Raw genomic sequence first — 21,794 nt, 5'->3', positions numbered from 1 at the left:
AGACTGGCGGCGACGATCCTCCGTATGCCGGACGGGCTCGTTCTGCTCGCTGCGGGGGAGACCATGTGCACCACTTCCAGGGGGTCTGCGGGGACGTCGGGTGTGGCCACAACGTAGAAGTCCCTAGGTCAGCGGCATATGTGGCAGACCATCACAATCGCAGGCCATCTTGTGTGCCGGATCACCACGCGACCGCCGCTTGCTCATTCCCTGCCCCCGGAGGAAGCCCATCCACATCGTGTCGGATGTGCAGAATTCCGCCGGTTTTGGAGGGACGGTACTGACTCCCGAAGCCGACCGGCATGCAGTGTCCGGGGTTTGAAGTGTCGGCCGCGGTGGGCGTCGTTTCTCGTTTGGTGACCGAGGACCATGGGCTTCAGGGCCTGGCTGTCGTGGGTGTTGGCGGCCGAGACGCCGGACAACGAGGGGCAGTCCGGCCGCGTCCGGCAGGCCCCACACTCCGGCCCTCGACCTGATCAGGAACCGGCGGTGGGCGGTCGACTTCGATATCCCGAAGCAGGGCGGCAGGGCCCGCCAGGCACACCCGGAGACCAGTACATAGATGATCGCCGCGAACAGCGTCTCGTCAGGCGTGTCCTGCGTACCGCCGCCCTGCGGCCGCACCTTCGACGGCGGGATCAGCGGCTTGGCGGTCTCCCACAACCCGTCGGAACAATCCAACTCCACGTACCCCGCCCCATGCCGAGCCCAACGACCCATCGCCACACATAGGACACGGTCTGGACTCCAGGGCCGTGACACGCGGCCCGGCCCACGCCGATCACCCGTGCCGGGGGCGTGGGAGCGAGGGGATGCGCGACGAACGTCCGGGCATAGGGGGTCAGTTCGACCCCAGGCCGTGCGACCCGTCGGCAGCTGGACCTGTCGCGCATCAAAGCCCTTCGCATCGCCGAGTTGTCACCCTCGGGCGGAGCGAGGGATTCCTTACCGCTCGTAACAGGGGAAATTCGTCCGGTAGTAATTAGGTGAATCGTTGACTGAATTTCCGTCAGCAAGCCTCGCCTGGTTATCTCGATTCCATAACGACATCACCGAAATGGCCTGGACCTGCACGTGTCCATGCGTGCAACTTGCCGTATTTTAAAGCTACTTGATAGATCATCAGATTCGGCCACCAAGGTAACAGTCAGATATCTCGAACCCCATTCCTGTTTGTCCGAATTCTCCACCGTGCCCGTCTGGCAGGCTTCCGTGCACCCACTCCTCCGTCGCAGAAATTGAGGTGCGCATGACGGCCTACCGTCGAGAGAAAGGCGAACGCCGACGCACACCCCGCCGGTTGTTACTCCCCACCACCGCCATGGCTTCGGCCGCGGTGTTAGCGCTCGGCGACAATGCCCAGGCAAGGACCCCCGCTCAGTCGTACGCAGCCGCGGACGTCCCCACACCGGCCGCCGCTCCGGCCCGCCCGGAGGCCGGCGAAGTGGCTGCCGCCGAAGTCAGCGGGCGTCCTCAGGACGTGCCCGCCGGGCCCGCCGGGCAGACCGCCCGGTGCGACGGTGACGGCAGCACCGGCAACCGCGTCCAGGTCGGCTACGTGCACGGCCCCGACCGCGATCGGTACTCCGGGCCTCACCTCGTTCCGCAAGTGGGCGGCCGACGCCGACCTCATCCACGCGGCGAGCACCCAGGAGACAGGCGGCATCCGACACATCCGCTACGTGACGGCCGCGGACTGCGCGCCGACCACGTGAGCAACCGCCCGCACTACGGCGCACGGCTGCTCGACCTCCAGCGCGCCGACGGGCGCGCAACGCAGGTCTGGACGGTCCAGAAGGTCGGCTGACCTCCGACCGTCTGATCAACCGCCGGCGCACGGTCACCTTCCCCTGCGGCCGTCCGCCGGTCCCTCACAGCACCACGCCTCCACCGCACCACCGTGGTGGCAGCCAGTGGGCTGACTTGCCATCACCTGACGGTGCCACCGCCGAGCCAGGCGCCCTTCGGTATCTGTCGCGCAGACCGGACGATCCGGCTGCCGGGCAAGCAAGTTCCCGCATTTTCAGATCAAGGAGCATGATGCACAAACGTCGCGCGTCCCGCCGCAAGAAGGCGCTGACAGCCACGGTCACCGCCGCACTCTCCGGCGGCCTGCTGTTCGGCTTCGGTGCGCTCGCCCAAGCCGATGTGGTGAGCGGCACGGTCATCGGCGGCCAGGGCAACTACACGTCCGTCAACCACCGGGCCAAGCCGTCCCTCTCGGCCCAGGTGAACGGTTCCTCGAAGGTAGGCGACAGGATCCAGATGTCCTGCCGGACCACCGGCGACACCGTGGAGAACAACCCGCGGTGGATCTACACCGGCTCGTACTACATCGCTGACGCCTTCATCAACGAGAACACCACGGCCCTGCCGGTCTGCGGTTCGACGCCGAACCCGAAACCCACCCCCACCACCGTGAAGACGCTCAACATCGAGATGCAGAAGCAGGTCAGGACCCAGTGGTGCTGGGACGCCTCCGGCGTGACCATCGCCAAGCACTGGGGCCGCTCCGTCAGCCAGGAGCAGTTCTGCCAACTCGCCGCCCAGGGCTCCTGGGTGGACTGCAACAACCAGCCCGCGACGCTGGAAGACATGGCCAACGGCCTGGCCAGGCTGGGGCTGAGCAACAGCGGCCGCAGCCTGTATCGCAACGCTTCGTTCAGCGAGTCGGTCGCCGAGATAGCCGCAGGCCGGCCGTTCGCCGTCCGGATCGGCTGGCGCACCGGCGGTGGTCACATGAACGTCATCTACGGCTACGACAGCGCCACCAACATGGTCGCGGTCGGGGACCCGTGGCAGACCACCCAGACCTACACCTGGTGGAACCACGCCACTTACGTGAACAACAACTCGTTCCAGTGGACCCACTCCCGCATCGGGATCCAGGGCTGAGGAGTAGACCGACCATGCAGACCACCCGACACACCAAGCACACGGCAGTCCGGGCCGCCGTCCTCGCCACGGCCGCGCTCGCCGCGGCCCTGAGCGGAATTGTTCCTGCACAGGCTGCGGAGGGCGACGGCATCGCGGGTTACCCGTCCGCCCAGCAGGCCGTCCGCAGCGACCAACTCCGCGACACGGTCTCCCGCTTCCTGGTCTCGGCCCGGCAGCACGGCACGGGCACCGGCGCGGACGGCGGCACCGTCGGCACCCCCGGCAACGCACCCGCCGCGGTCGCCGCGCCGCCGGGGTTCGCTCTCAAGGACCCGGTGCCGATGTTCGAGATCAGCCCCGAGTTCGTGACCGGCAAGGCCCCGGCGACCCCGCAGACCGCGATCCGGCTCTCCTACCTGGCCTCCCGGGTGACCGCCTCCGACGGCAAGAACGCCGCCGTACTGCTCGCACCCAAGGGGGCTGCCGCTACGACGGGAAGCGGCCCGCAGAACGTCGGTGCCGAGGGCTGGCAGCTGGCCGGCATCCGGGACGGAGACGCCGAGGTCGGCTTCGCCGAGCGCGGCACCGCACAGGCCCGTACCTTCACCGAGCCGCAGATCCACGCCTGGTACCGGCTCACCGCCGACGGTATGGTCGAGCCGCTCAACGAGGAAGCGACCACCGGCCTCGGCGGAAAGCGCGGCGTCACCCTCGCCGCCTACCAGAAGCTGGTCACCAGCCGCTACGGCGACAAGATGCCCGGCTCGGAGTACGACCGCAAGGGACTGGCCGGCGGGTTCGCCGGCCTCGCGGAGGAACAGCCGGAACAGGTCGCCGCCGCATCCGGGACACCGGCGGCCGAGGCGTCGTGGCAGCCGGTCTCCGCCACCGCGGCCGCAGCGCTGGCGGCGATCGGCGGTGCGGTGGTGTACGTGCGCCGTCGGCAGACGGCGGCCCTCCGCTGACCTGACCCCATGAGGGCCGGGTCCCCTCCGTGCGCGGCGCCCAAGCAGCGGACGCAGGTCAGCGCGCACTGCGCCGCAGGACCGAAGCCCAGTCTCCCCCTGCGTCGTTGTCGCGCGGGTGATGACCGCAGCGACAGCTGCCCGGCAGGTGGCGAAGGGGTGCCTGACCTGCTGTTCATGCGGAGGGCTGGGCCAGGTCCGGGTGGCGGCGGCGCCAGTCCGCGTAGACCGGGCTGGCGGTGCAGGTCTCCAGGTAGCCGGCCGCCACCGTGCGCAGGACGGCGTCGCCGTGGGGGGCCAGCGGGCCGTCATGGTGCCAGGCCAGTTCGTGGCGGTACCAGAGCGGGTTGCCCGCGAGGGGGCGGACGGTGACGCCGGGGGTGACCGCCGCCTCCAGGCGGCCGGCGGCCAGGACCTCGGTGTCGGGCAGCAACGTTCCTATGGCCAGCACGAGGTGGCCGATGAGGGGCGCGCCGACCGATCCGACGCGGACCCGGTCCGGGGACGCCAAGTGCCGGGCGGTGTCGGCGAGGAGCGCGTCGATGCCCGGCAGGACGGCGTGGGCCCGGGCCGGCACCAGTTCGCCGAAGGCCGTGGGCGTGGCTCCGGCCCTCCGCCGGTCGAAGAGCGCACCGCCGAGCATCGACTCGATGCGACGCAATCGGCCATCAAGAACGGCCGCCAGGTCGACTTCGCGGTCAAGGTCCGCTACGCCAAGACCACAGACGACGGCAGGTACGAAGCGCCCGGGGCGAAGGAGAAGGCCGGAGTCAGCACGGCCTGTTGCCGGGGGATGCAGAAATGCCCGTCATGGGTCAACTGACCTGCTCCGAGGAGTGCCTCGCCCGCGCTGTTCCTACTTGTCCCGCGGGTGTCGGGTGGACTGCCCGTCCCGCCGCGGCGCGTGGTCGCGGGGCTGATGCGGCTCGGCCGCGGTACGTACCTGTTCGGCTCTGTCGGGCGGCGCTTCGACGGCAAACTCCTCCTCGACGGCAGCGCTCTGGTGGAGGGCGGGGGCCGGCCCTGCCTGTGTGACGGTGCCCCGGAACCCGAAGGGCCGCGGGGCTTCTACTTCGAGCGCCCCGGCGAACCGAGGCGCTACCCATGACCGGCGGCCGGGATGAGATCCCTTCGTCCTGCGGGCTGATGGATGCTCTTGACGATGGTGCGGGCGGGGGCCGTGCTGACTGGCGAAGCGAGCGGCGGCTGAGGGCGTTGGTGGATCAGTGCTCGATCTGGAAGCGGCTTTGGCTGATGATGGACTGCCGGATGCGGTTGGTGAATTCGGGGCTTCGGGCGATCCGGTCGACCCCGCCGGCCTTGTTGTTGCGCAGGCTCACTCCGGAGCTGACGACCGGGCTGGACCTGCCCGCCCGGACCTCGACTCCTGCCCGGCCCTCGCCCGGCTGCGCGGCGAGGGCGCGGCCGCCCCCGCGTCCTGGCGCCCGTGACAGCCCGGCTCGAGTGTTACTGGCGTCGGGCCACAACACCCCGGTGAGTCTGGAAGGGTTGGCCCGGCGCAAGACCTGCGCCCGCACGCGTACCACCTCCGTCGACCGGGAGAGAAGCATGAACATCAAGGACATCGGGCCCGAGCCTCAGAGTTTCGACCTGGAGCAGGCGACGCTGGAGAACGCCAACTACCGCTCGGTCGCCTGGTCCGGGAAGTACCTCCAGCTGACCCTCATGTCCATCCCGGTGGGTGAGGACATCGGCCTGGAGGCACACCCGGAGACCGACCAGTTCCTCCGGCTCGACGCGGGCCGCGGCCGCGTCCAGATGGGCAGCGCGAAGGACCGTCTCGACTTCGACCAGGAGGTCGAGGACGGCTGGGCGGTCTTCGTACCCGCCGGCACGTGGCACAACGTCACCAACACCGGCGACGAGCCCATGCAGCTCTACGCCGTCTACGCCCCGGTCCACCACGCCCCGGACAAGATCCACGCAACCTTCGCCGACGCGGAAAGCGACGAGGACTCGGGCAACGACGAACCCCCGGCCTGGTCGGTCCAGCCCACCCGCCACCCCGCGGACAAGCACGCCTGACCACCGGCGGGGGCCCAGGAAACAAACAAGCCCCCGGTCGCTGACCTGGGGCTTTGCTATGGAGCGGATGCCGAATCCGTATCAACTTCCGGCACACGATCCGCCAGGGCGAATACGACGGCCTTCTGCTGTCCGTCCTCCACGCCGAAAGAGGAACTTCGGACACCGTAGGACTCGCCTTCGCAGGCCACGGGACGTTCACCGAGCGGGACCGCACGGGATAGCGCCCCGGCCGGGAGGCCCGTTGCCCGATCGCGGCACCGGCACGAGAATGTGCGGTACCGGCGCCGGAGCTGCTCGCCGTGTGGGGGAGCGGTTGCCGGGACGCCGTCCGGGCGGGGCGGGTGGATCGACCCGAGCGCGGCCGGGTTGTTCGCGGCACTCTTCTGGCGGTGATCGACGCCTGAGGTGATGGCCGGCCGGGACCGGCCGGGCGGGTGGTGGCCGTCCGGACGCCCCCGCCACGGCCGGAACTCGAAGGCTCCTGTGGCGGAAGTGCTCACGCGGGCGGCTACGGAACCGGGGATTCCCCGGTTCCGTAGCTCCCATCAGGCGGCTCCCGTCAGGCGGCGACCAGCTCCGGTCCGGCGACGGGGGAGCCGGGGGCCGGCGGGGCGGCGGGCTTCCGCATCCCCTTCAGCACGACCACCACCGCCGCGGTGACCGCCGTGCCCGCCGCGACCGCGATCAGGTACAGCAACGGGCTGCCGATCAGCGGGAGCACCCAGATTCCGCCGTGAGGGGCCCGCAGGGTGGAGCCGAAGGCCATCACCAGGCCGCCGGCGGTCATGCTGCCGACGATGTTGGCCGGGATGACCCGCAGCGGGTCGGCCGCCGCGAACGGGATCGCACCTTCGGTGATGAACGACGCGCCGAGCACCCACGCAGCCTTGCCGTTCTCCCGCTCCTCGGCGGTGAACAGCCGACGCCGGACGACGGTCGCCAAGGCCATGCCCAGGGGCGGGGTCATACCGGCGGCCATCACGGCGGCCATCACCTTGAGACTGCCGGAGTCCGGGGTGGTACCCGCGGCGGTGAGCGCACCGGCGGCGAAGGTGTAGGCGACCTTGTTGAGCGGACCGCCCATGTCGAAGGCCATCATCGCGCCGAGCAGCGTGCCGAGCAGGATCGCGTTGGAGCCGGAGAGGCCGTTCAGCCAGTCGGTCAGGCCGTGCATGGCCGAGGCGATCGGTGAGCCGGCCACCACGAACATCACGAAGCCGACCACCCCCACCGACAGCAGCGGGATCACCACCACCGGCATGATGCCCTTGATCGCCTGCGGCACGTTCCACCGGATCATCCACAGCACCAGGAAGCCCGCGATCAGACCTGACACGATGCCGCCGAGGAAGCCCGCGCCGACTGCCACCGAGACGGCACCGCCGGCTATCCCGGCGGCCAGTGCTGCCCGGTCCGCGATCGCCCAGGCGATGTATCCGGAGAGGATCGGGACCAGGAAGCCGAAGGAGGCCTTGCCGGTCTGGAACAGCATCGCCGCCCAGCTGTGCGACGAGGTCCATTCGAAGTGGCCCAGTACGGACGGGGCGGAGGCGATCTGGTAGCCGCCGATCGCGAAGGCGAGGGCGATCAGCAGACCACCGGCCGCGACGAACGGGATCATGTAACTGACGCCCGTCATCAGGTACGTGCGCAGTCGCTGGGCCCAGTGCTCGCCCGCCGGCGCGCTCGGTGCCGCGACCGGTGCGGCGGCGGCACGTGCGCCGCCGCCGGTCTCGGTGACCAGCCTGGCGGCCCGGGAGATCAGGTCGTCGGCGCGGTTGACGGCGGCCTTCACGCCCACGTCCACGGTCGGCTTGCCGGCGAAGCGGGCGCGGTCCCGGACCTCGACGTCATGGGCGAAGATCACCGCATCGGCGGCCGCGATCATCTCGGGGGCCAGCGGCGTCGTCCCGGCCGAGCCCTGGGTCTCGACCTGGATCTGCGCACCCGCCCGGGCGGCGGCCAGTTCCAGGGCCTTGGCGGCCATGTAGGTGTGGGCGATGCCGGTCGGGCAGGATGTCACCGCGACCAGCCGCAGCCCACCGCCGGGGGCGGCCGTCTCCGGAGCGGCGGCCGGCGCCTCCTCTCCGTTGATCCGGGCCGCGACCGCGTTCGGGCTCTCGGCATCGCGCAGGGCGCCGGTGAAAGCGGGGTCCATCAGGCGGCGGGCCAGCGCGGCGAGGATCTGCAGATGGGTGTCGTCCGCACCGGCCGGTGCCGCGATCAGGAAGATCAGGTCGGCGGGCCGTCCGTCCGGGGCGTCGAAGTCCACCCCCCTCGCGCTGCGGCCGAAGGCCAGGCTCGGCTGCGTGACATGGGGTGATCTGCAGTGTGGAATGCCGATTCCCTCACCCATCCCGGTCGGGGCCTGGGCCTCGCGGGCGGCGACATCGGCGAGGAAGCCGTCGAGGTCGGTGACCCGGCCCTCGGCGACCAGCCGCTGGGCGAGGGCGCGGAGAGCTTCGCTCTTGTCCTCGGGGGCGAGATGCAGATCAACGAGTGCGGGTGTGATCAGTCCGCTGGTGTCGCTCATCGTGTCGATCCTTCAACTGGTGGCTGACAGTGTTCTCTTGCCCCCGGGGTCGCCCTTCCGTCCCACACGGTCGGGCGTGGTGCCTCCGGCAGGGATGCCGGACGCTCGCCTGCGGGTGCCCGCTCGGCCGCTGTGGTCGCAGCCGCGCCGGTGTCGCGCTCGGCGTTCGTCCGTCGGCGTCCCTCCCTCAGGAGGCCGTTCTCAACCGCGAAGCGGTCGTTCGAGCGGGATGTCCGCCGTAACGAGCACCGCGGCCGGGTCCAGATCGGCCGGGGTCGGCATGACGCTCCCCGGCAGTTGTACGGCGGCGGCGCCGTGCGCCAGGGCCGCCGCGAGTGCCCCGGGGCCGGTACCACCGGCTCCGAGGAAGCCTGCGAGTGAGGCGTCGCCCGCTCCCACGTCGCTGCGGACGGCCGCGACCGGTGCGCTGCCGTACCAGCTGCCCTCCTCGGCGATCAGCAGCATCCCGTCCGCACCGAGGCTCGTGAGGACCTGCTGGGCGCCGCGCTTGCGCAGCTCCCCGGCCGCGTCCACGGCGTCGCCGACGGTGACGACCGGGCGGCCCACGGCCTCCGCGAGTTCCTCCCGGTTGGGTTTGACCACGTCGGGGCGGGCCGAGAGCGCGGCGAGCAGTGCGGGCCCGGAGGTGTCCAGGGCGATCCGGGTGCCACCCGAGTGCACCTGCGCGACCAACTCGGCGTACCACTCGGGTCCCAGTCCGCGCGGCAGGCTGCCGCAGCAGGCCAGCCAGCCGATGTCGTTCCCGGTGCAGTCGACGCGGACGAGCGCCAGCAGGGCGGCCGACTCGGCGGCGCTGAGCTCCGGACCCACCGAGTTGATCTTGGTGAGGCCGCCGCCGTCCTCGGCGATCGAGACGTTGATCCGGGTGTCGCCCGAGATCGCCACTGCCGCGACCTCGATGCCCTGGCGGCGCAGCAGATCGGAGAGCAGCTGCCCGGAGAAGCCGCCCAGTGGCAGGACGGCACGGGTGCGGTGGCCGGCGGCCGTGAGCGCACGGGAGACGTTGACGCCCTTGCCGCCCGGGTCCAGCCGGTCGTGCGCGGCCCGGTTCACCTCGCCCAGGGCGAGCGTTGCCAGCTCGTAGGTGCGGTCGAGGCTGGGGTTCGGGGTGATGGTGACGATCATGCGCGGATGACTTCCGGTCCGTGGTTCTCGATCTCGGCGGCCTGCACGTCGGTCAGTCCGGTGTCCGTGACCAGGACGTCGACCTCGTCCAGAGAGCCGAACCGGGCGAAATGGCGGGCGCCGAACTTGGAGGAATCGGCCACCAGGACCACCCGTCCGGCACCGGTGAGCATGGCCCGTTTGACGGCCGCCTCGGCGAGGTCCGGCGTCGAAAGACCGCCCTCCGGGGAGAAGCCGTTGGTGGCGATCACCGCGACGTCCGCGTGGATGTCGGCCAGGTCGCGCAGGGCCCAGGCGTCGACGGCGGCATGGGTGCGGTGGCGCAGCCGCCCTCCGACGAGGTGGAGGGCGAGCCCGGGATGGTCGGCCAGCCGGGCTGCGACCGGGAGAGCGTTGGTGACGACGGTGAGGGCGCAGTCGGCGGGGAGCAGGCCGGCCAACCGGGAGACCGTCGTCCCCGCGTCCAGGATCACGCTGCCCTCGCTCGGGAGCAGGGCCAGGGCCGCCCTGGCGATGCGTTCCTTCTCGGCGCCGGCCGTGGAGTCCCGTTCGGCCAGGCCGGGCTCCAGGTGCAGTGCGCCGACGGGCAGTGCGCCGCCGTGCACCCGGTGCAGCAGACCGGCCCGGTCGAGGGCGCTCAGGTCACGGCGGACGGTCTCCTGCGTGACGCCGAAGTCCTCGGCCAGCGTCGGCACGTCCACCCTGCCCTGCTCTTGGGCGAGGCGGAGGATGCGTTGCTGCCGCTCGGGTGCATACATGTGGGATTGGGTCCGTTTCATGTCTGTTTACGCCTGGTGAAGCCCGACCATACGCGCTCCGGACGAAAAAGCAACACGTCGGCCAGCCTGCCTTCGCAGCCCCTTGGTCTTGCCCGAATGTGTTGACATCCCTCGCTGACCGGGCGTAAAACCAATCGAAACAACACGTTGACGGGCGTGAAACCACGCACCGCCCGGTCTCCGCGACTGCCCCCGTACGCGAAGACCGGGCACGAACCACGAGGGCCGCGCTTCACCCTCTGCGCGGGCCGCCGTGCCCGACTCTCCCGCCGACCCGGTTCCCACCCGGGTCGGCGATCGTCTCCCCAAGGAATTCCCATGCACTCGATCCAGGTCACCGTCGGCTCCGAGAGCGGCCTGCACGCCCGCCCGGCGTCACTGTTCGTCCAGGCCGCCGCCCGGCAGCCGGCCAAGGTCACCATCGGCCGCCCGGGCCAGGCCCCGGTCGACGCCCGCAGCCTGCTGTCCGTCCTCGCCCTGGCCGCCGGCAGCGGCGAGACCCTGGAGCTCACCGCCTCCGGCGACCGGGCCCAGGACTCGCTGAAGGCGCTGGCCGCCCTGCTCGCCTCCGACCTCGACGCAGCGGCATGAGTGATCTGATACGCGGGATCGGCGTCGGCACCGGCAGTGCGGCAGGGCCTGTCGCCCGGATGGCACCCGTACCCACGCTGCCCGCCCCGAGGGCCGTCGCAGACCCGGCGGCCGAGGCGGCGGCGGTCCGCGCCGCCCTCGGTGCGGTCGTCACCGGCCTGCACGAGCGCGCCGCCCGCGTGAGCGGCACCGGCTCCGAGGTGCTCGCGGCCCAGGCCATGATGGCCGCCGACCCGGTCCTCGCCGACCGGGCCGCCGCCCTCGCAGAGCAGGGCACCGACGGCGCCCACGCGCTCGCCACCGCCTTCGACGGCTTCCGCGCCGCGCTGGTCGCCGCCGGCGGGTACTTCGCGGAACGCGCCGCCGACTTGGACGACCTGCGCGACCGAGCGGTGGCGTACCTGCTCGGCCTGCCCCTGCCCGGCCCGCCCGACCCCGGGCACCCGTACGTCCTGGTCGCCGACGACCTGGCCCCCGCCGACACCGCGCTGCTCGACCCCGAGCGGGTGCTGGCCCTCGTCACCGTCCGCGGCGGGCCGACCAGTCACACGGCCATCCTCGCCAAGGCGCTCGGTCTGCCCGCCGTCGTCGGCTGCACCGCCGCCGCGGAACTGGAGGACGGCCGGCAGGTCCTGGTGCACGGCGCGGACGGTGTGATCGAGCCCGACCCGAGTCCGGAGGCGGTCGAGCGGGCCGCCGAGCGGGACCGCCGTTGCCGCGAGCTACTGGCCCGGTTCCAGGGACCGGGCCGGACCGCCGACGGCCACCCGGTTTCACTGCTGGTCAACCTCGGTGCGCCGCACGAGCTGGCCGGTGCGGCTGCCGCCGACGCCGAGGGCGTGGGCCTGTTCCGCACCGAATTCCTCTTCCTGGACCGCACCGAGGCACCGGGCCGTGCCGAACAGGCCGCCGCCTACCGGCAGGTCTTCTCGGCCTTCGCCGGGCGCCGGGTGGTCGTCCGCACGCTGGACGCGGGCGCGGACAAGCCGCTGCCCTTCGCCACCTCCGCCGACGAGGAGAACCCGGCCCTGGGCGTCCGCGGCCTGCGGACGGCCGCCCGGGATCCGCAGCTCCTGGAGTCCCAGCTCGCCGCGATCGCCGAGGCCGCCCGGGACAGCACCGCGCAGGTCTGGGTGATGGCCCCCATGGTGTCGGTACCGCGAGAGGCCGCCGCATTCGCCTCCCGGGTCCGTGCGCACGGCCTGCCGGTGGCCGGGGCGATGATCGAGGTCCCGGCCGCAGCCCTGCGGACCGACCGGCTGGCCGAGGTCTGCGACTTCTTCAGCATCGGCACCAATGACCTGGCCCAGTACACCTTCGCGGCCGACCGGACGCTCGGCTCCCTCGCCGAGCTGCTCGACCCGTGGCAGCCCGCCCTGCTCGCGCTGGTCGCCACCGCCGCTGCATCGGCGGCTGAGCACGGCCGTCCGATCGGCGTGTGCGGCGAGGCCGCCGCCGACCCGGCACTGGCCCTGGTGCTGGTCGGTCTCGGGATCACCAGCCTGTCCGCCGCGCCCGCCTCGCTCCCCGAGGTGCGGGCCGCCCTGGCCACACACACCCTCACCGAGTGCCGCGAACTCGCCGAGCTGGCCCTGCTCGCAGACGACGCCGACGACGCCCGCCGAAAGGTCCGGTCGAGCACCGCGGGACGCTGATCCACTCCATCGGGGCGCCGGGTCGATGCGGACCCGGCGCCCACGGACGTCCTGGGCCTCGCTCGCTCCCGTCCGTCATGACGACCGTCGGGCTCGGGAACACCGGCCGGTGGCGGACCGCCCCACACGACGCTCGGTCGCCGCGAAGGCCGGCCCCCGCCATCGCGCTGACGCGCCGCGCGACGCTGGCCGATGTCGGCCTGCCGATGGGCCGGTATGCCGGTTGGCCGTCGACCGAGGGTGGCAGGCCGCAGGAGGTACGGGGCGTGCGGGCCTCGTCCCGCCGGTGCGTCGTCCCCAGGCTGAGGTACGGTCATGAGCTTGTGATCACATGCGGGCAGGTCAGCGCCGCAGGGTGAGGACGCCCGGCCGGTAGGGCCACTTCTCGTAGGCGGTGCCTGCCGGTGTGGCGCCCCTGCCCTGGTACAGGAACTGCAGGTTGCAGGGGTCGATGGTCATGGTCTGGTCGGGGTTGTCGCGGACCAGGTCGCCGTGGCTGATGTCGTTGGTCCAGGTGGCTCCGCTGTTGGCCTTGCCGGCGAAGGGATTGCTCTCGGTGGCGGCCTGCGGGGTCCACGAACCGTTCAGGCTGGAGGCCGTGAACGAGCGGAAGTAGCGCCCGTTCGCACCACGGGCCTCGACGATCATGAGGTACTGGTTCTGGCCCTGGACCTTGTAGACCTGCGGCGCCTCGAACAGGTTGTCCGTCGTGTCGCTCATGACCGTCGTGTACGACGAGCCGAAGCTGCCCGGGAAGTTCCCGATCGGCATGCTCGCCCGGTAGATCTTGCCGTTGTCGCCGGCGAAGAACAGGTACATGTTCTGGTCGTCGGCGATCAGGGTCTGGTCGATCGGGCCGGTGGGGGAGTTGTCGGTGCTGGGGAGGCTGCCGGTGAACAGCGGCTGGGGCGAGGACCAGCCGTTGGGGTTGGTGGGATCACTGGACGTGCGGTAGATGAAGGGCCACGGACCCCACTGGTACGCGAGCACCCAGATGTTCCTGGGCGCGAAGTAGAACAGCGTGGGCGCCACCGCGTTCTGGTTCATCTTGGTCTGGCCGGCCGACGCCATGTCCGACCAGTTCGTGAAGGGACTGAACATCATCGAGCCCCAGTCCGACCCCGTGTAGTTCGTCCCGTAGACCAGGTGCTTGCCGTTGTACGTCACGGTGGTGAAGTCCTTAAGCGCGGCCCATCCGTTCGCCGGCTGCGCCAGCGCACCCGTCGACGTCCACCGGTAGGTCGACGGAAGAGAACACGTGCCGCTCGGCGGTGCGGACAGGCCGGTCCACTTCTGGTTGCCGGCGCCGTTGCACGTCGAGATCTCCACCGCCGTGCCGTTGGCCGTACCGGAGCCCGTAGCGGCCAGGCACAGCCCGGACTCCACGCCGACGATCGTGCCGTCGGAGTTCACCCGCCACTGCTGGTTCGTACCGCCGTTGCAGCTCCAGATCACCACCCGGGTACCGGCCGCGGTGGCGTGGCCCCGAACATCCAGGCACTTGTCGCCGTATACGGTGAGCTGGTTGTTGTCCGTCAGCGTCCACTGCTGGTTGGTCCCGCCCCAGCAGTCCCAGAGCTGCAGGTTCGTGCCATCGGTCCGGCCGGCGCCCGGCACATCCAGGCACCGGCCGGAACCGGCACCGCGCAAGGCACCGCTGGCGGCCGCCTGAGCCGGGCCGGCGACGAGCGTCGCCGCCGAAGCGACCAGGGCCGCGAGCACCACAGACAGATGTCTGCGGCTGAAACCCAGTCTGCGCATGGGAGCCCCATTCCTTGAGTAGGCGTTTCCCGTCGGCCCCGTCAGAGGCTGTCCGGACTGTCGATGCGCGGCGTCCTTGTCGGCGTCGGGTCAGTTCGTCACGCGGAAGGTGGCGTCGCCGCGCCCTGTCGCGGTGGTGATGGGGTCGAGGCGGAGCTGGTAGGCGTAGTGGCGGATATGGCGGTCGGGGTGGTTGTACGACTGGAACGAGGACCAGGCGGCATCGGCGAGGCCGGCGACCTGGCGGAAGGTGGCGTCCGCGGCGAACTGGGCGGTGCCGTCGTCGTGGACCAGCTGGAAGTCGTATCCGGTGTGCCGCAGGAAGTACCCGCGGTAGTTCACCGACTCGAAGGAGACGGTTCCCGTGCCCGCCAGGCCGGGCCGCAGCCGGAACTGGGCGTCCGGGCCGGTGATGTTCTGGTCGATGCGCACGTCGAAGCCGACGGCCAGGTGCCGAGGATCGAGTTGCTGCCCTCGAGGGTGATCTGGCCGTCGCCGGAGGCCCGCACGTAGCGGTGGCTGCCGACGCCGGCCGGCATCTCGACGATCTGGGTGTCGATGATTTCCTGCGGGCCGGGGCGCTCGATGTAGGTCTGCAGGGTGGTGATGGAGCGGAAGTCACTGGTGCGGGCGGAGAAGATGCGGTGCTTCTTCACGCCGTTGACGGGCTTGTTCGTCGCCCAGTAGAGGACGTAGTCGTTGGTCTCGGGGTTCCAGACCGCTTCCGGCGCCCAGGCGTTGCGCCCGTCGGGGATTGCGCCGGCGACGTTGAGCAGCCACGGCTGCGACCAGGTGACCAGGTCCGTCGACTCCCACACCACCAGGTCGCGGCTGCCGTTGTTCACGGCGGCCTCCCAGTTCTGCCCGCAGCTGATGCACAGGTCGGTGGCAATGATCCAGTACTTGTCACCGCCGGGGGATCTCACCAGTGCGGGGTCACGTACCCCCTTCGTGCCGATCGTGGAGCGCAGGATCGGTGCTCCGCCGTTGAGGTCGTTCCAGTGGAGGCCGTCCGTGCTGTGTGCGAGGTACATCTGCTGACCGGCCGCCCCCTCCCCGGTGAAGTGCAACATCAGGTAGCCCGGGTCGGCGGCGGCCGCCCGGTCCGGTGTGATCAAGGCCTGGGATGTGAAGAGCAGGCAGGCGGCGAGCAGTATCGCCGACAGCCGGGCGCGAAGCGCGGACATGTACGTCTCCTGTCGTTCTGCAGAGGCCGCCGCCGGGCGAAAAGCACCCGGATCGGGATGCGGGGCCTGCTCTTCGGCTTCGTCATGACCGCGTACCACGACTATTGTTAACGCTCACAATTTGGGGGTCAAGCCCCCGTCCTCGACCGTATCTCCCGTTGCCCCGCGCTATATCCAAAGGTGATCTCCGGGCCCTTGACGCGGTTTCTGTGAGCGTTAACACTCATGTAACACCCGCCCAGAGCGGCACCCACCGGGGCCTCCAGCGGGTTCACCCACCCCGCCGCCCGGTCGGCCGTACCGACCCCGAACGAACCCGGCCCGCTCCACCCCGGGCCGGTGCCCGACCCCGCTCGACCCGATCCGAGGCCCCTGCCGAGGTCGCGGCGATCGCGGCATACCACTGGAGGAATAGTGCGCAAGGTTTCGATGGGCCTCGCTGCCGCGGGCCTCACCTTGGCCCTGACGGCCTGCGGCCAGAGCGCCAACGGTGTGGGCGACGGCGCAAGCGGCGGCAACGCCAAGGGTGGCCTCGTCGGCATCGCGATGCCCACCAAGTCGTCGGAGCGCTGGATCAACGACGGCGACAACATGGTCAAGCAGTTCCAGGCCAAGGGCTACAAGACCGACCTGCAGTACGGCGACAACGTCGTCGAGAACCAGGTCTCGCAGATCGAAAACATGATTACGAAGGGCGCCAAGCTGCTGGTGGTGGCCGCCATCGACGGCTCCTCGCTCACGAACGTCCTCCAGAAGGCCTCCGATGCCAAGATTCCGGTGATCTCGTACGACCGCCTGATCCGCGGCACTGGGAACGTCGACTACTACGCGACCTTCGACAACTTCAAGGTCGGTGTCCTGCAGGGCAGTTACATCGTCGACAAGCTGGGTCTCGCGAGCGGCAAGGGCCCGTTCAACATCGAGCTGTTCGCCGGCTCGCCGGACGACAACAACGCCACCTTCTTCTTCCAGGGCGCGATGAGCGTGCTCCAGCCGTACATCGACCAGAAGAAGCTGGTCGTCCAGAGCGGTCAGACCAGCCTCAGCCAGGTCGGCACGCTGCGCTGGGACGGCGGTGTCGCACAATCCCGGATGGACAACCTGCTGAGCAAGTCGTACACATCGGCCGGTGTCGACGCGGTGCTCTCCCCCTACGACGGCATTTCCATCGGCATCCTGTCCTCCCTCAAGGGCGTCGGCTACGGCAGCCCGGGCAAGGCCCTGCCGATCGTCACCGGCCAGGACGCCGAGCTGGCCTCGGTGAAGTCCGTCATCGCGGGCGAGCAGACCCAGACCGTCTACAAGGACACCCGCGAGCTGGCCAAGGTCGCGGTCCAGATGGGCGACGCCCTGCTCACCGGCGGCCGGCCCGAGGTCAACGACACCAAACAGTACGACAACGGGGTCAAGATCGTCCCGGCGTACCTGCTGCAGCCGGTCAGCGTCGACAAGGAGAACTACCAGAAGGTGCTGGTCGACGGCGGGCAGTACACCGCCGACCAGCTCAAGTAGCCGCGGGGCCCCAACGCAGGGCCACACCAGAGCCGGGCGCGTACGGGCGGGGCAGTCGACCTGACAGGCCCCGCCCGTACCGCCCCTGTCGAACGGATGCACCACCATGGCCGGACCCGTCCTCGAGATGCGTTCGATCAGCAAGTCCTTCCCCGGTGTCCAGGCGCTCTCCGACGTCACCCTGAGCGTCGCCCCCGGCGAGGTCCACGCCGTCTGCGGTGAGAACGGCGCCGGGAAGTCCACCCTGATGAAGGTGCTCAGCGGGGTCCACCCGCACGGCTCCTACGAGGGCGAGATCCTATTCCAGGGCGAGTCCTGCGCGTTCAAGGACATCCGGGCCAGCGAACAGCGCGGCATCGTGATCATCCACCAGGAACTCGCCCTGGTGCCGTACCTCTCCATCGCGGAGAACATCTTCCTCGGCAACGAGCACGCCACCCGGGGCATCATCAGCTGGAGCACCACGCTCACCCACGCCAAGTCGCTCCTGAGGCGGGTCGGGCTGGACGAGAGCCCGCACACCCGGGTCGCCGACATCGGCGTGGGCAAGCAGCAGCTGATCGAGATCGCCAAGGCGCTCGCCAAGGAGGTCAAGCTGCTGATCCTGGACGAGCCCACGGCCGCCCTGAACGGTGAGGACAGCCGCAAGCTGCTCGACCTCATCCTGGAACTCAAGGCCCAGGGCATCTCCTGCATCCTCATCTCGCACAAGCTGGGCGAGATCGCCCAGGTCGCCGACTCCGTCACGATCCTGCGCGACGGCCGGACCATCGAGACCCTCGCGGTCGGCGCCGAGGGCATCTCCGAGGACCGGATCATCCGGGGCATGGTCGGCCGCGATCTGGAGCACCGCTACCCCGAGCGGACCCCCGAGCCGGGCGAGGTCGCCTTCGCCGTCGAGGACTGGACCGTCCACCACCCGATCGACCATCAGCGCAAGGTCGTCGACGGCGTGTCGCTCGAAGTGCGGCGCGGCGAGATCGTCGGTATCGCCGGCCTGATGGGCGCGGGCCGCACCGAGCTCGCGATGAGCGTCTTCGGCCGCTCGTACGGGCGCTGCACCGGAGGCCGGGTGCTGCTGAACGGCGAGGAGATCCGCACGCGCACCGTCCCGGAGTCGATCGGTCACGGCATCGCATACGTCACCGAGGACCGCAAGCACCTCGGCCTGAACCTGATGGACGGCATCAGTCGCAACATCTCGCTGAGCGCGCTCGGCAAGGTCGCTCGGCGCGGGTGGGTGAACGAGCACGAGGAGACCCGGGTCGCGGAGTCCTTTCGCAAGACCATGAACATCAAGGCCCCTTCGGTGTTCGCGGAGACCGGGAAGCTCAGCGGCGGCAACCAGCAGAAGGTCGTCCTCAGCAAGTGGATCTTCTCCGAGCCGGACGTACTGATCCTCGACGAACCCACCCGGGGCATCGACATCGGCGCCAAGGCCGAGATCTACACCGTCATCGCCGAACTCGCGGCCCAGGGCAAGGCGGTGCTGATCATCTCCTCCGAACTCCCCGAGCTGCTCGGCATGTGCGACCGCATCTACGTGATGGCCGAGGGCCGGCTCACCGGTGAGGTGGACCGCGCGGACGCGACCCAGGAATCACTCATGCGCCTCATGACCGTGAGCGCTGCGACCGAGAACGAGCAGGTGTAAGGCATGGCCCCGACAGAGACCACGGACACCCCGGGCACCACGGACCTCACGACGGCCCTGCCCGTCCAGCCCGGCGGCGGTCGCGGCATCGGCCCCCTGCTGGTGAGGGCGCTGCGCGGCAACGTACGCCAGTACGGCATGCTGGTCGCGCTGGCGCTGATCGTCGTGGTGTTCCAGATCTGGACCGACGGCATCCTGCTCCAGCCCCTCAACGTCACCAACCTGATCCAGCAGAACAGCTACATCCTGATCCTGGCCATCGGCATGATGATCGTGATCATCTCCGGTCACATCGACCTCTCGGTCGGTTCGCTGGCCGCCTTCGTCGGCGCCGCCGCGGCCGTCATGATGGTCAGGCACGACGTGCCGTGGCCGCTCGCACTGACCGCCGCCCTGCTGATCGGCGCGGCCGCCGGTGCCTGGCAGGGGTTCTGGATCGCGTACGTCGGCATCCCGTCCTTCATCGTCACGCTGGCCGGCATGCTGCTGTTCCGCGGCGGGACGCAGATCCTGCTGCAGGGCCAGTCGGTGGCTCCCTTCCCCAAGGGCTTCCAGGAGATCAGCAGCGGCTTCCTGCCGGAGGTCGGCCCGCGGACCGACTACCACAACCTCACTCTGCTGCTGGGGCTCGTCGTGCTCGTCGTGGCGGTCCTCCAGGAGGTCCGGGGCCGACGGCAGGCCGCCCGCTACGGCCTCGACCTGCTCCCGCTCGGCTTCTTCCTGGCCAAGCTGGGCGCCATCGGCGCCGCGGTACTGGTGTTCACCCTGCTGCTGGCGAGCTACCACGGCTTCCCGATCGTGCTGCTGATCCTCGGCGTGCTGCTGGTCGCCTTCGGCTACCTGATGCGCAACTCCATCCTGGGCCGCCACACCTACGCGATCGGCGGCAACGAGGCCGCGGCGAAGCTGTCGGGCGTCAAGAGCAAGCGCGTCGTCTTCCTCGCCTTCGTCAACATGGGTGTGCTGGCCGCCCTGGCCGGCATGGTCTTCGCGGCGCGTCTCAATGCGGGTACGCCGCAGGCCGGTATCAACTTCGAACTGGAGGCGATCGCCGCCGCGTTCATCGGGGGCGCCTCGGCCTCCGGTGGCGTCGGCACGGTGCTCGGCGCCCTCATCGGCGGCCTGGTGCTCGGCGTGCTCAACAACGGTATGTCGCTGGTCGGTATCGGCACCGACTACCAGCAGGTCATCAAGGGCCTGGTGCTGCTGGTTGCGGTCGGTTTCGACGTCTACAACAAGCGCAAGGCCGGCTCCTGAACCCGTTCCGCCCCGGTCCGGCCGCATCCCTGCGGGGGAGTGCGGCCGGACCCGGTCGTCACTGCCGGTGGAAGGTGGCGTCGCCCTTGGCGGGGGTGGTGGCGACGGGCTGGACGTGGAGCAGGAAGTCGTAGTGCCGCACGTACCGGCCCGCGGCGCCGTACGACTCGTAGGAGACCCCCGCCGGGTCCGCGAGGCCGGCGCGCTCGGCTCGCGCACCTCTGTGGCATCCCGGATGGGCGCGTCGGAGCCCTCGGGGCCGCCGTGCAGGGTGTGGCCGTTTCCCTGGGTCCGCAGCCGGTGGACGGCGCCTGCGTCAGAAGCCCTGGGCCAGGCGGTGGTAGGCCTGGTTCCAGCGGATCTCCTTGGTGAACCGGCGGATCGTGGTGTCCGCGTCGATGACCAGCAGCTCGGTGGCGAGGATGTCGGCGAGGTCGCCCAGCTCCTCGGTCCCGATCGCGCTGGACAGCACGGTGTGGTGGGGCGCGCCGGCGGTCAGCCACGCCTCGGTCGAGGTGCGCAGGTTCGGGCGCGGCTGCCAGACGGCGCGCGCGACGGGAAGGTTCGGCAGCGGTTCCAGGGGCTCGACCACGTCGATCTCGTTGGCGACCAGGCGGAACCGGTCGCCCATGTCGGCCAGCCCGACCACGACGGCGGGACCGGTCCGGGCGTCGAAGACGAGGCGGACCGGGTCCTCGCGGCCCCCTATGCCCAAGGGGTGGATCTCGCAGGACGGCACGTCCGATGCGATGGTCGGGCAGACCTCCAGCATGTGCGCGCCGAGGATCAACTCCCGCCCCGCCTCCAGGTGGTAGGTGTAGTCCTCCATGAAGGAGGTGCCGCCCTGCAGCCCGGTGGACATCACTTTGAGCGTGCGCAGCAGGACGGAGGTCTTCCAGTCGCCCTCGCCGCCGAATCCGTAGCCGTCGGCCATCAGCCGCTGCACCGCCAGGCCGGGTAGCTGGCGCAGGCCGCCGAGGTCTTCGAAGTTGGTGGTGAAGGCGTGGAAGCCGCCGTCCGTCAGGAATCCGCGCAGGCCGAGTTCGATGCGCGCGGCGTAACGCAGTGAGTCGTGCCGGTCCCCGTCCGCGCGGAGTTCGGGCGCGAGGCGGTAGGTGTCCTCGTACTCCTCGACCAGTTCGCTCACGCCGGCGTCGGTGGCCGCGTCGACGGCTGCGACCAGGTCGTTGACGCCGTACGTGTTGACCGAGACGCCGAAGCGGAGCTGGGCCTCGACCTTGTCGCCCTCGGTCACGGCGACGTCGCGCATGTTGTCGCCGAATCGCGCCAGCTTGAGGCTTTGAAGCTCGGAGCGGCCTGCCGCGGCCCGGGCCCAGGAGGCGATCCGGGCAGCGACCGAGGGGTCGCTGACGTGTCCGGCGACGGTCTTGCGTGCGACGCCGAGCCGGGACTGGATGTAGCCGAACTCGCGGTCGCCGTGGGCCGCTTGGTTCAGGTTCATGAAGTCCATGTCGATCGACGCCCAGGGCAGTGCGGCATCGGCCTGGGTGTGCAGGTGGAGCAACGGCTTGCGCAGGGCGTCCAGGCCCGCGATCCACATTTTCGCCGGGGAGAAGGTGTGCATCCAGGCGATGAGGCCGATGCAGGTGTCGTCTGCGTTGGCGTCCAGGCAGACCCGCCGGATCGCGCCGGCGTCGGTGAGTACGGGCTTCCAGACGATGTTCACCGGGATGCCGGAGTCGCCGAGTGCGTCGGCGATCCGGCGGGACTGCTCTGCGACCTGACGCAAGGTGTCGTCGCCGTACAGCCCTTGGCTGCCGGTCAGGAACCAGACTTCGCGGCCCTGGAATGCCTTCTGTGCCTTCAT

General features: G+C 70.2%; 14 protein-coding genes and 3 pseudogenes. 8 read left to right on the top strand and 9 right to left on the bottom strand.

Annotation, left to right across the window (positions count from 1 at the left end):
- Positions 1-293: 293 nt before the first annotated feature.
- Positions 294-701, bottom strand: a pseudogene (locus B4U46_RS36230) (transposase); the annotation flags it as partial.
- A 1,339-nt stretch (positions 702-2,040) separates the two neighbouring features.
- Between B4U46_RS36230 and B4U46_RS03385 the strand changes: the two are divergent.
- Together B4U46_RS03385 and B4U46_RS03380 are read left to right on the top strand one after the other, a co-directional pair.
- A complete protein-coding gene (locus B4U46_RS03385) occupies positions 2,041-2,895 on the top strand; it encodes a papain-like cysteine protease family protein (RefSeq protein ID WP_159402063.1) in 855 nt (284 codons plus the stop codon).
- Positions 2,896-2,909: 14 nt separating this feature from the next.
- Positions 2,910-3,842, top strand: coding sequence for a hypothetical protein (locus B4U46_RS03380; protein WP_079423937.1), 933 nt, complete (start codon positions 2,910-2,912; stop codon positions 3,840-3,842).
- Positions 3,843-4,017: 175 nt separating this feature from the next.
- Here the strand turns inward: B4U46_RS03380 and B4U46_RS03375 are convergent, their stop codons facing one another.
- Positions 4,018-4,503 (bottom strand): hypothetical protein, encoded by a 486-nt coding sequence (locus tag B4U46_RS03375; RefSeq protein ID WP_237292593.1) that lies wholly within the window; start codon positions 4,501-4,503, stop codon positions 4,018-4,020.
- 908 nt (positions 4,504-5,411) lie between these two features.
- Between B4U46_RS03375 and B4U46_RS03365 the strand changes: the two genes are divergently transcribed.
- Complete coding sequence (locus B4U46_RS03365; RefSeq protein ID WP_079423935.1) at positions 5,412-5,888, top strand: cupin domain-containing protein; 477 nt, start codon at positions 5,412-5,414, stop codon at positions 5,886-5,888.
- 562 nt (positions 5,889-6,450) lie between these two features.
- Here B4U46_RS03365 and B4U46_RS03360 read toward each other — a convergent pair.
- From B4U46_RS03360 to B4U46_RS03350, 3 genes are all read right to left on the bottom strand, one after another.
- Positions 6,451-8,424, bottom strand: coding sequence for a PTS fructose transporter subunit IIABC (locus B4U46_RS03360; RefSeq protein WP_079423933.1), 1,974 nt, complete (start codon positions 8,422-8,424; stop codon positions 6,451-6,453).
- Positions 8,425-8,625: 201 nt separating this feature from the next.
- On the bottom strand, positions 8,626-9,570 hold the full coding sequence (gene pfkB / locus B4U46_RS03355) for a 1-phosphofructokinase (protein WP_079423932.1): 945 nt from the start codon (positions 9,568-9,570) through the stop codon (positions 8,626-8,628).
- Positions 9,567-10,328: a DeoR/GlpR family DNA-binding transcription regulator gene (locus tag B4U46_RS03350; RefSeq protein ID WP_079423930.1), complete on the bottom strand. Its 762-nt coding sequence runs from the start codon at positions 10,326-10,328 to the stop codon at positions 9,567-9,569. The genes pfkB and B4U46_RS03350 overlap by 4 nt, the downstream gene beginning before the upstream one ends.
- Positions 10,329-10,667: 339 nt before the next feature.
- On the opposite strand from B4U46_RS03350, the gene B4U46_RS03345 reads away from it, so the two are divergent.
- Together B4U46_RS03345 and ptsP are read left to right on the top strand one after the other, a co-directional pair.
- Complete coding sequence (locus B4U46_RS03345) at positions 10,668-10,940, top strand: HPr family phosphocarrier protein (protein WP_079423928.1); 273 nt, start codon at positions 10,668-10,670, stop codon at positions 10,938-10,940.
- The gene (ptsP, locus tag B4U46_RS03340) at positions 10,937-12,595 is read left to right on the top strand and encodes a phosphoenolpyruvate--protein phosphotransferase (RefSeq protein ID WP_079423926.1); all 1,659 of its coding nucleotides are present in this window, start codon (positions 10,937-10,939) and stop codon (positions 12,593-12,595) included. The genes B4U46_RS03345 and ptsP overlap by 4 nt, the downstream gene beginning before the upstream one ends.
- A 342-nt stretch (positions 12,596-12,937) precedes the next feature.
- Here the strand turns inward: ptsP and B4U46_RS03335 are convergent, their stop codons facing one another.
- Positions 12,938-14,356 (bottom strand): non-reducing end alpha-L-arabinofuranosidase family hydrolase, encoded by a 1,419-nt coding sequence (locus tag B4U46_RS03335; protein ID WP_079423924.1) that lies wholly within the window; start codon positions 14,354-14,356, stop codon positions 12,938-12,940.
- Positions 14,357-14,446: 90 nt separating this feature from the next.
- Positions 14,447-15,543 (bottom strand): annotated as a pseudogene (locus tag B4U46_RS03330) (glycoside hydrolase family 43 protein).
- A gap of 429 nt (positions 15,544-15,972) precedes the next feature.
- Between B4U46_RS03330 and chvE the strand changes: the two are divergent.
- From chvE to mmsB, 3 genes are all read left to right on the top strand, one after another.
- Positions 15,973-17,055, top strand: coding sequence for a multiple monosaccharide ABC transporter substrate-binding protein (gene chvE, locus B4U46_RS03325; protein ID WP_107438220.1), 1,083 nt, complete (start codon positions 15,973-15,975; stop codon positions 17,053-17,055).
- Positions 17,056-17,161: 106 nt separating this feature from the next.
- The gene (gene mmsA, locus B4U46_RS03320) at positions 17,162-18,709 is read left to right on the top strand and encodes a multiple monosaccharide ABC transporter ATP-binding protein (protein WP_079423920.1); all 1,548 of its coding nucleotides are present in this window, start codon (positions 17,162-17,164) and stop codon (positions 18,707-18,709) included.
- 3 nt (positions 18,710-18,712) lie between these two features.
- Positions 18,713-19,966, top strand: coding sequence for a multiple monosaccharide ABC transporter permease (gene mmsB / locus B4U46_RS03315; protein WP_079423918.1), 1,254 nt, complete (start codon positions 18,713-18,715; stop codon positions 19,964-19,966).
- Positions 19,967-20,024: 58 nt separating this feature from the next.
- Here mmsB and B4U46_RS03310 read toward each other — a convergent pair.
- Positions 20,025-20,159, bottom strand: a pseudogene (locus tag B4U46_RS03310) (AbfB domain-containing protein); the annotation flags it as partial.
- A gap of 123 nt (positions 20,160-20,282) precedes the next feature.
- Positions 20,283-21,794 (bottom strand): L-arabinose isomerase, encoded by a 1,512-nt coding sequence (araA, locus tag B4U46_RS03305; protein WP_079423916.1) that lies wholly within the window; start codon positions 21,792-21,794, stop codon positions 20,283-20,285.

The sequence above is a fragment of the Streptomyces katrae genome (assembly GCF_002028425.1).
GTDB lineage: Bacteria > Actinomycetota > Actinomycetes > Streptomycetales > Streptomycetaceae > Streptomyces > Streptomyces katrae_A.
Note: the sequence above shows the minus strand (reverse complement) of the source record. Positions and strands in the feature narration are given on the sequence as shown.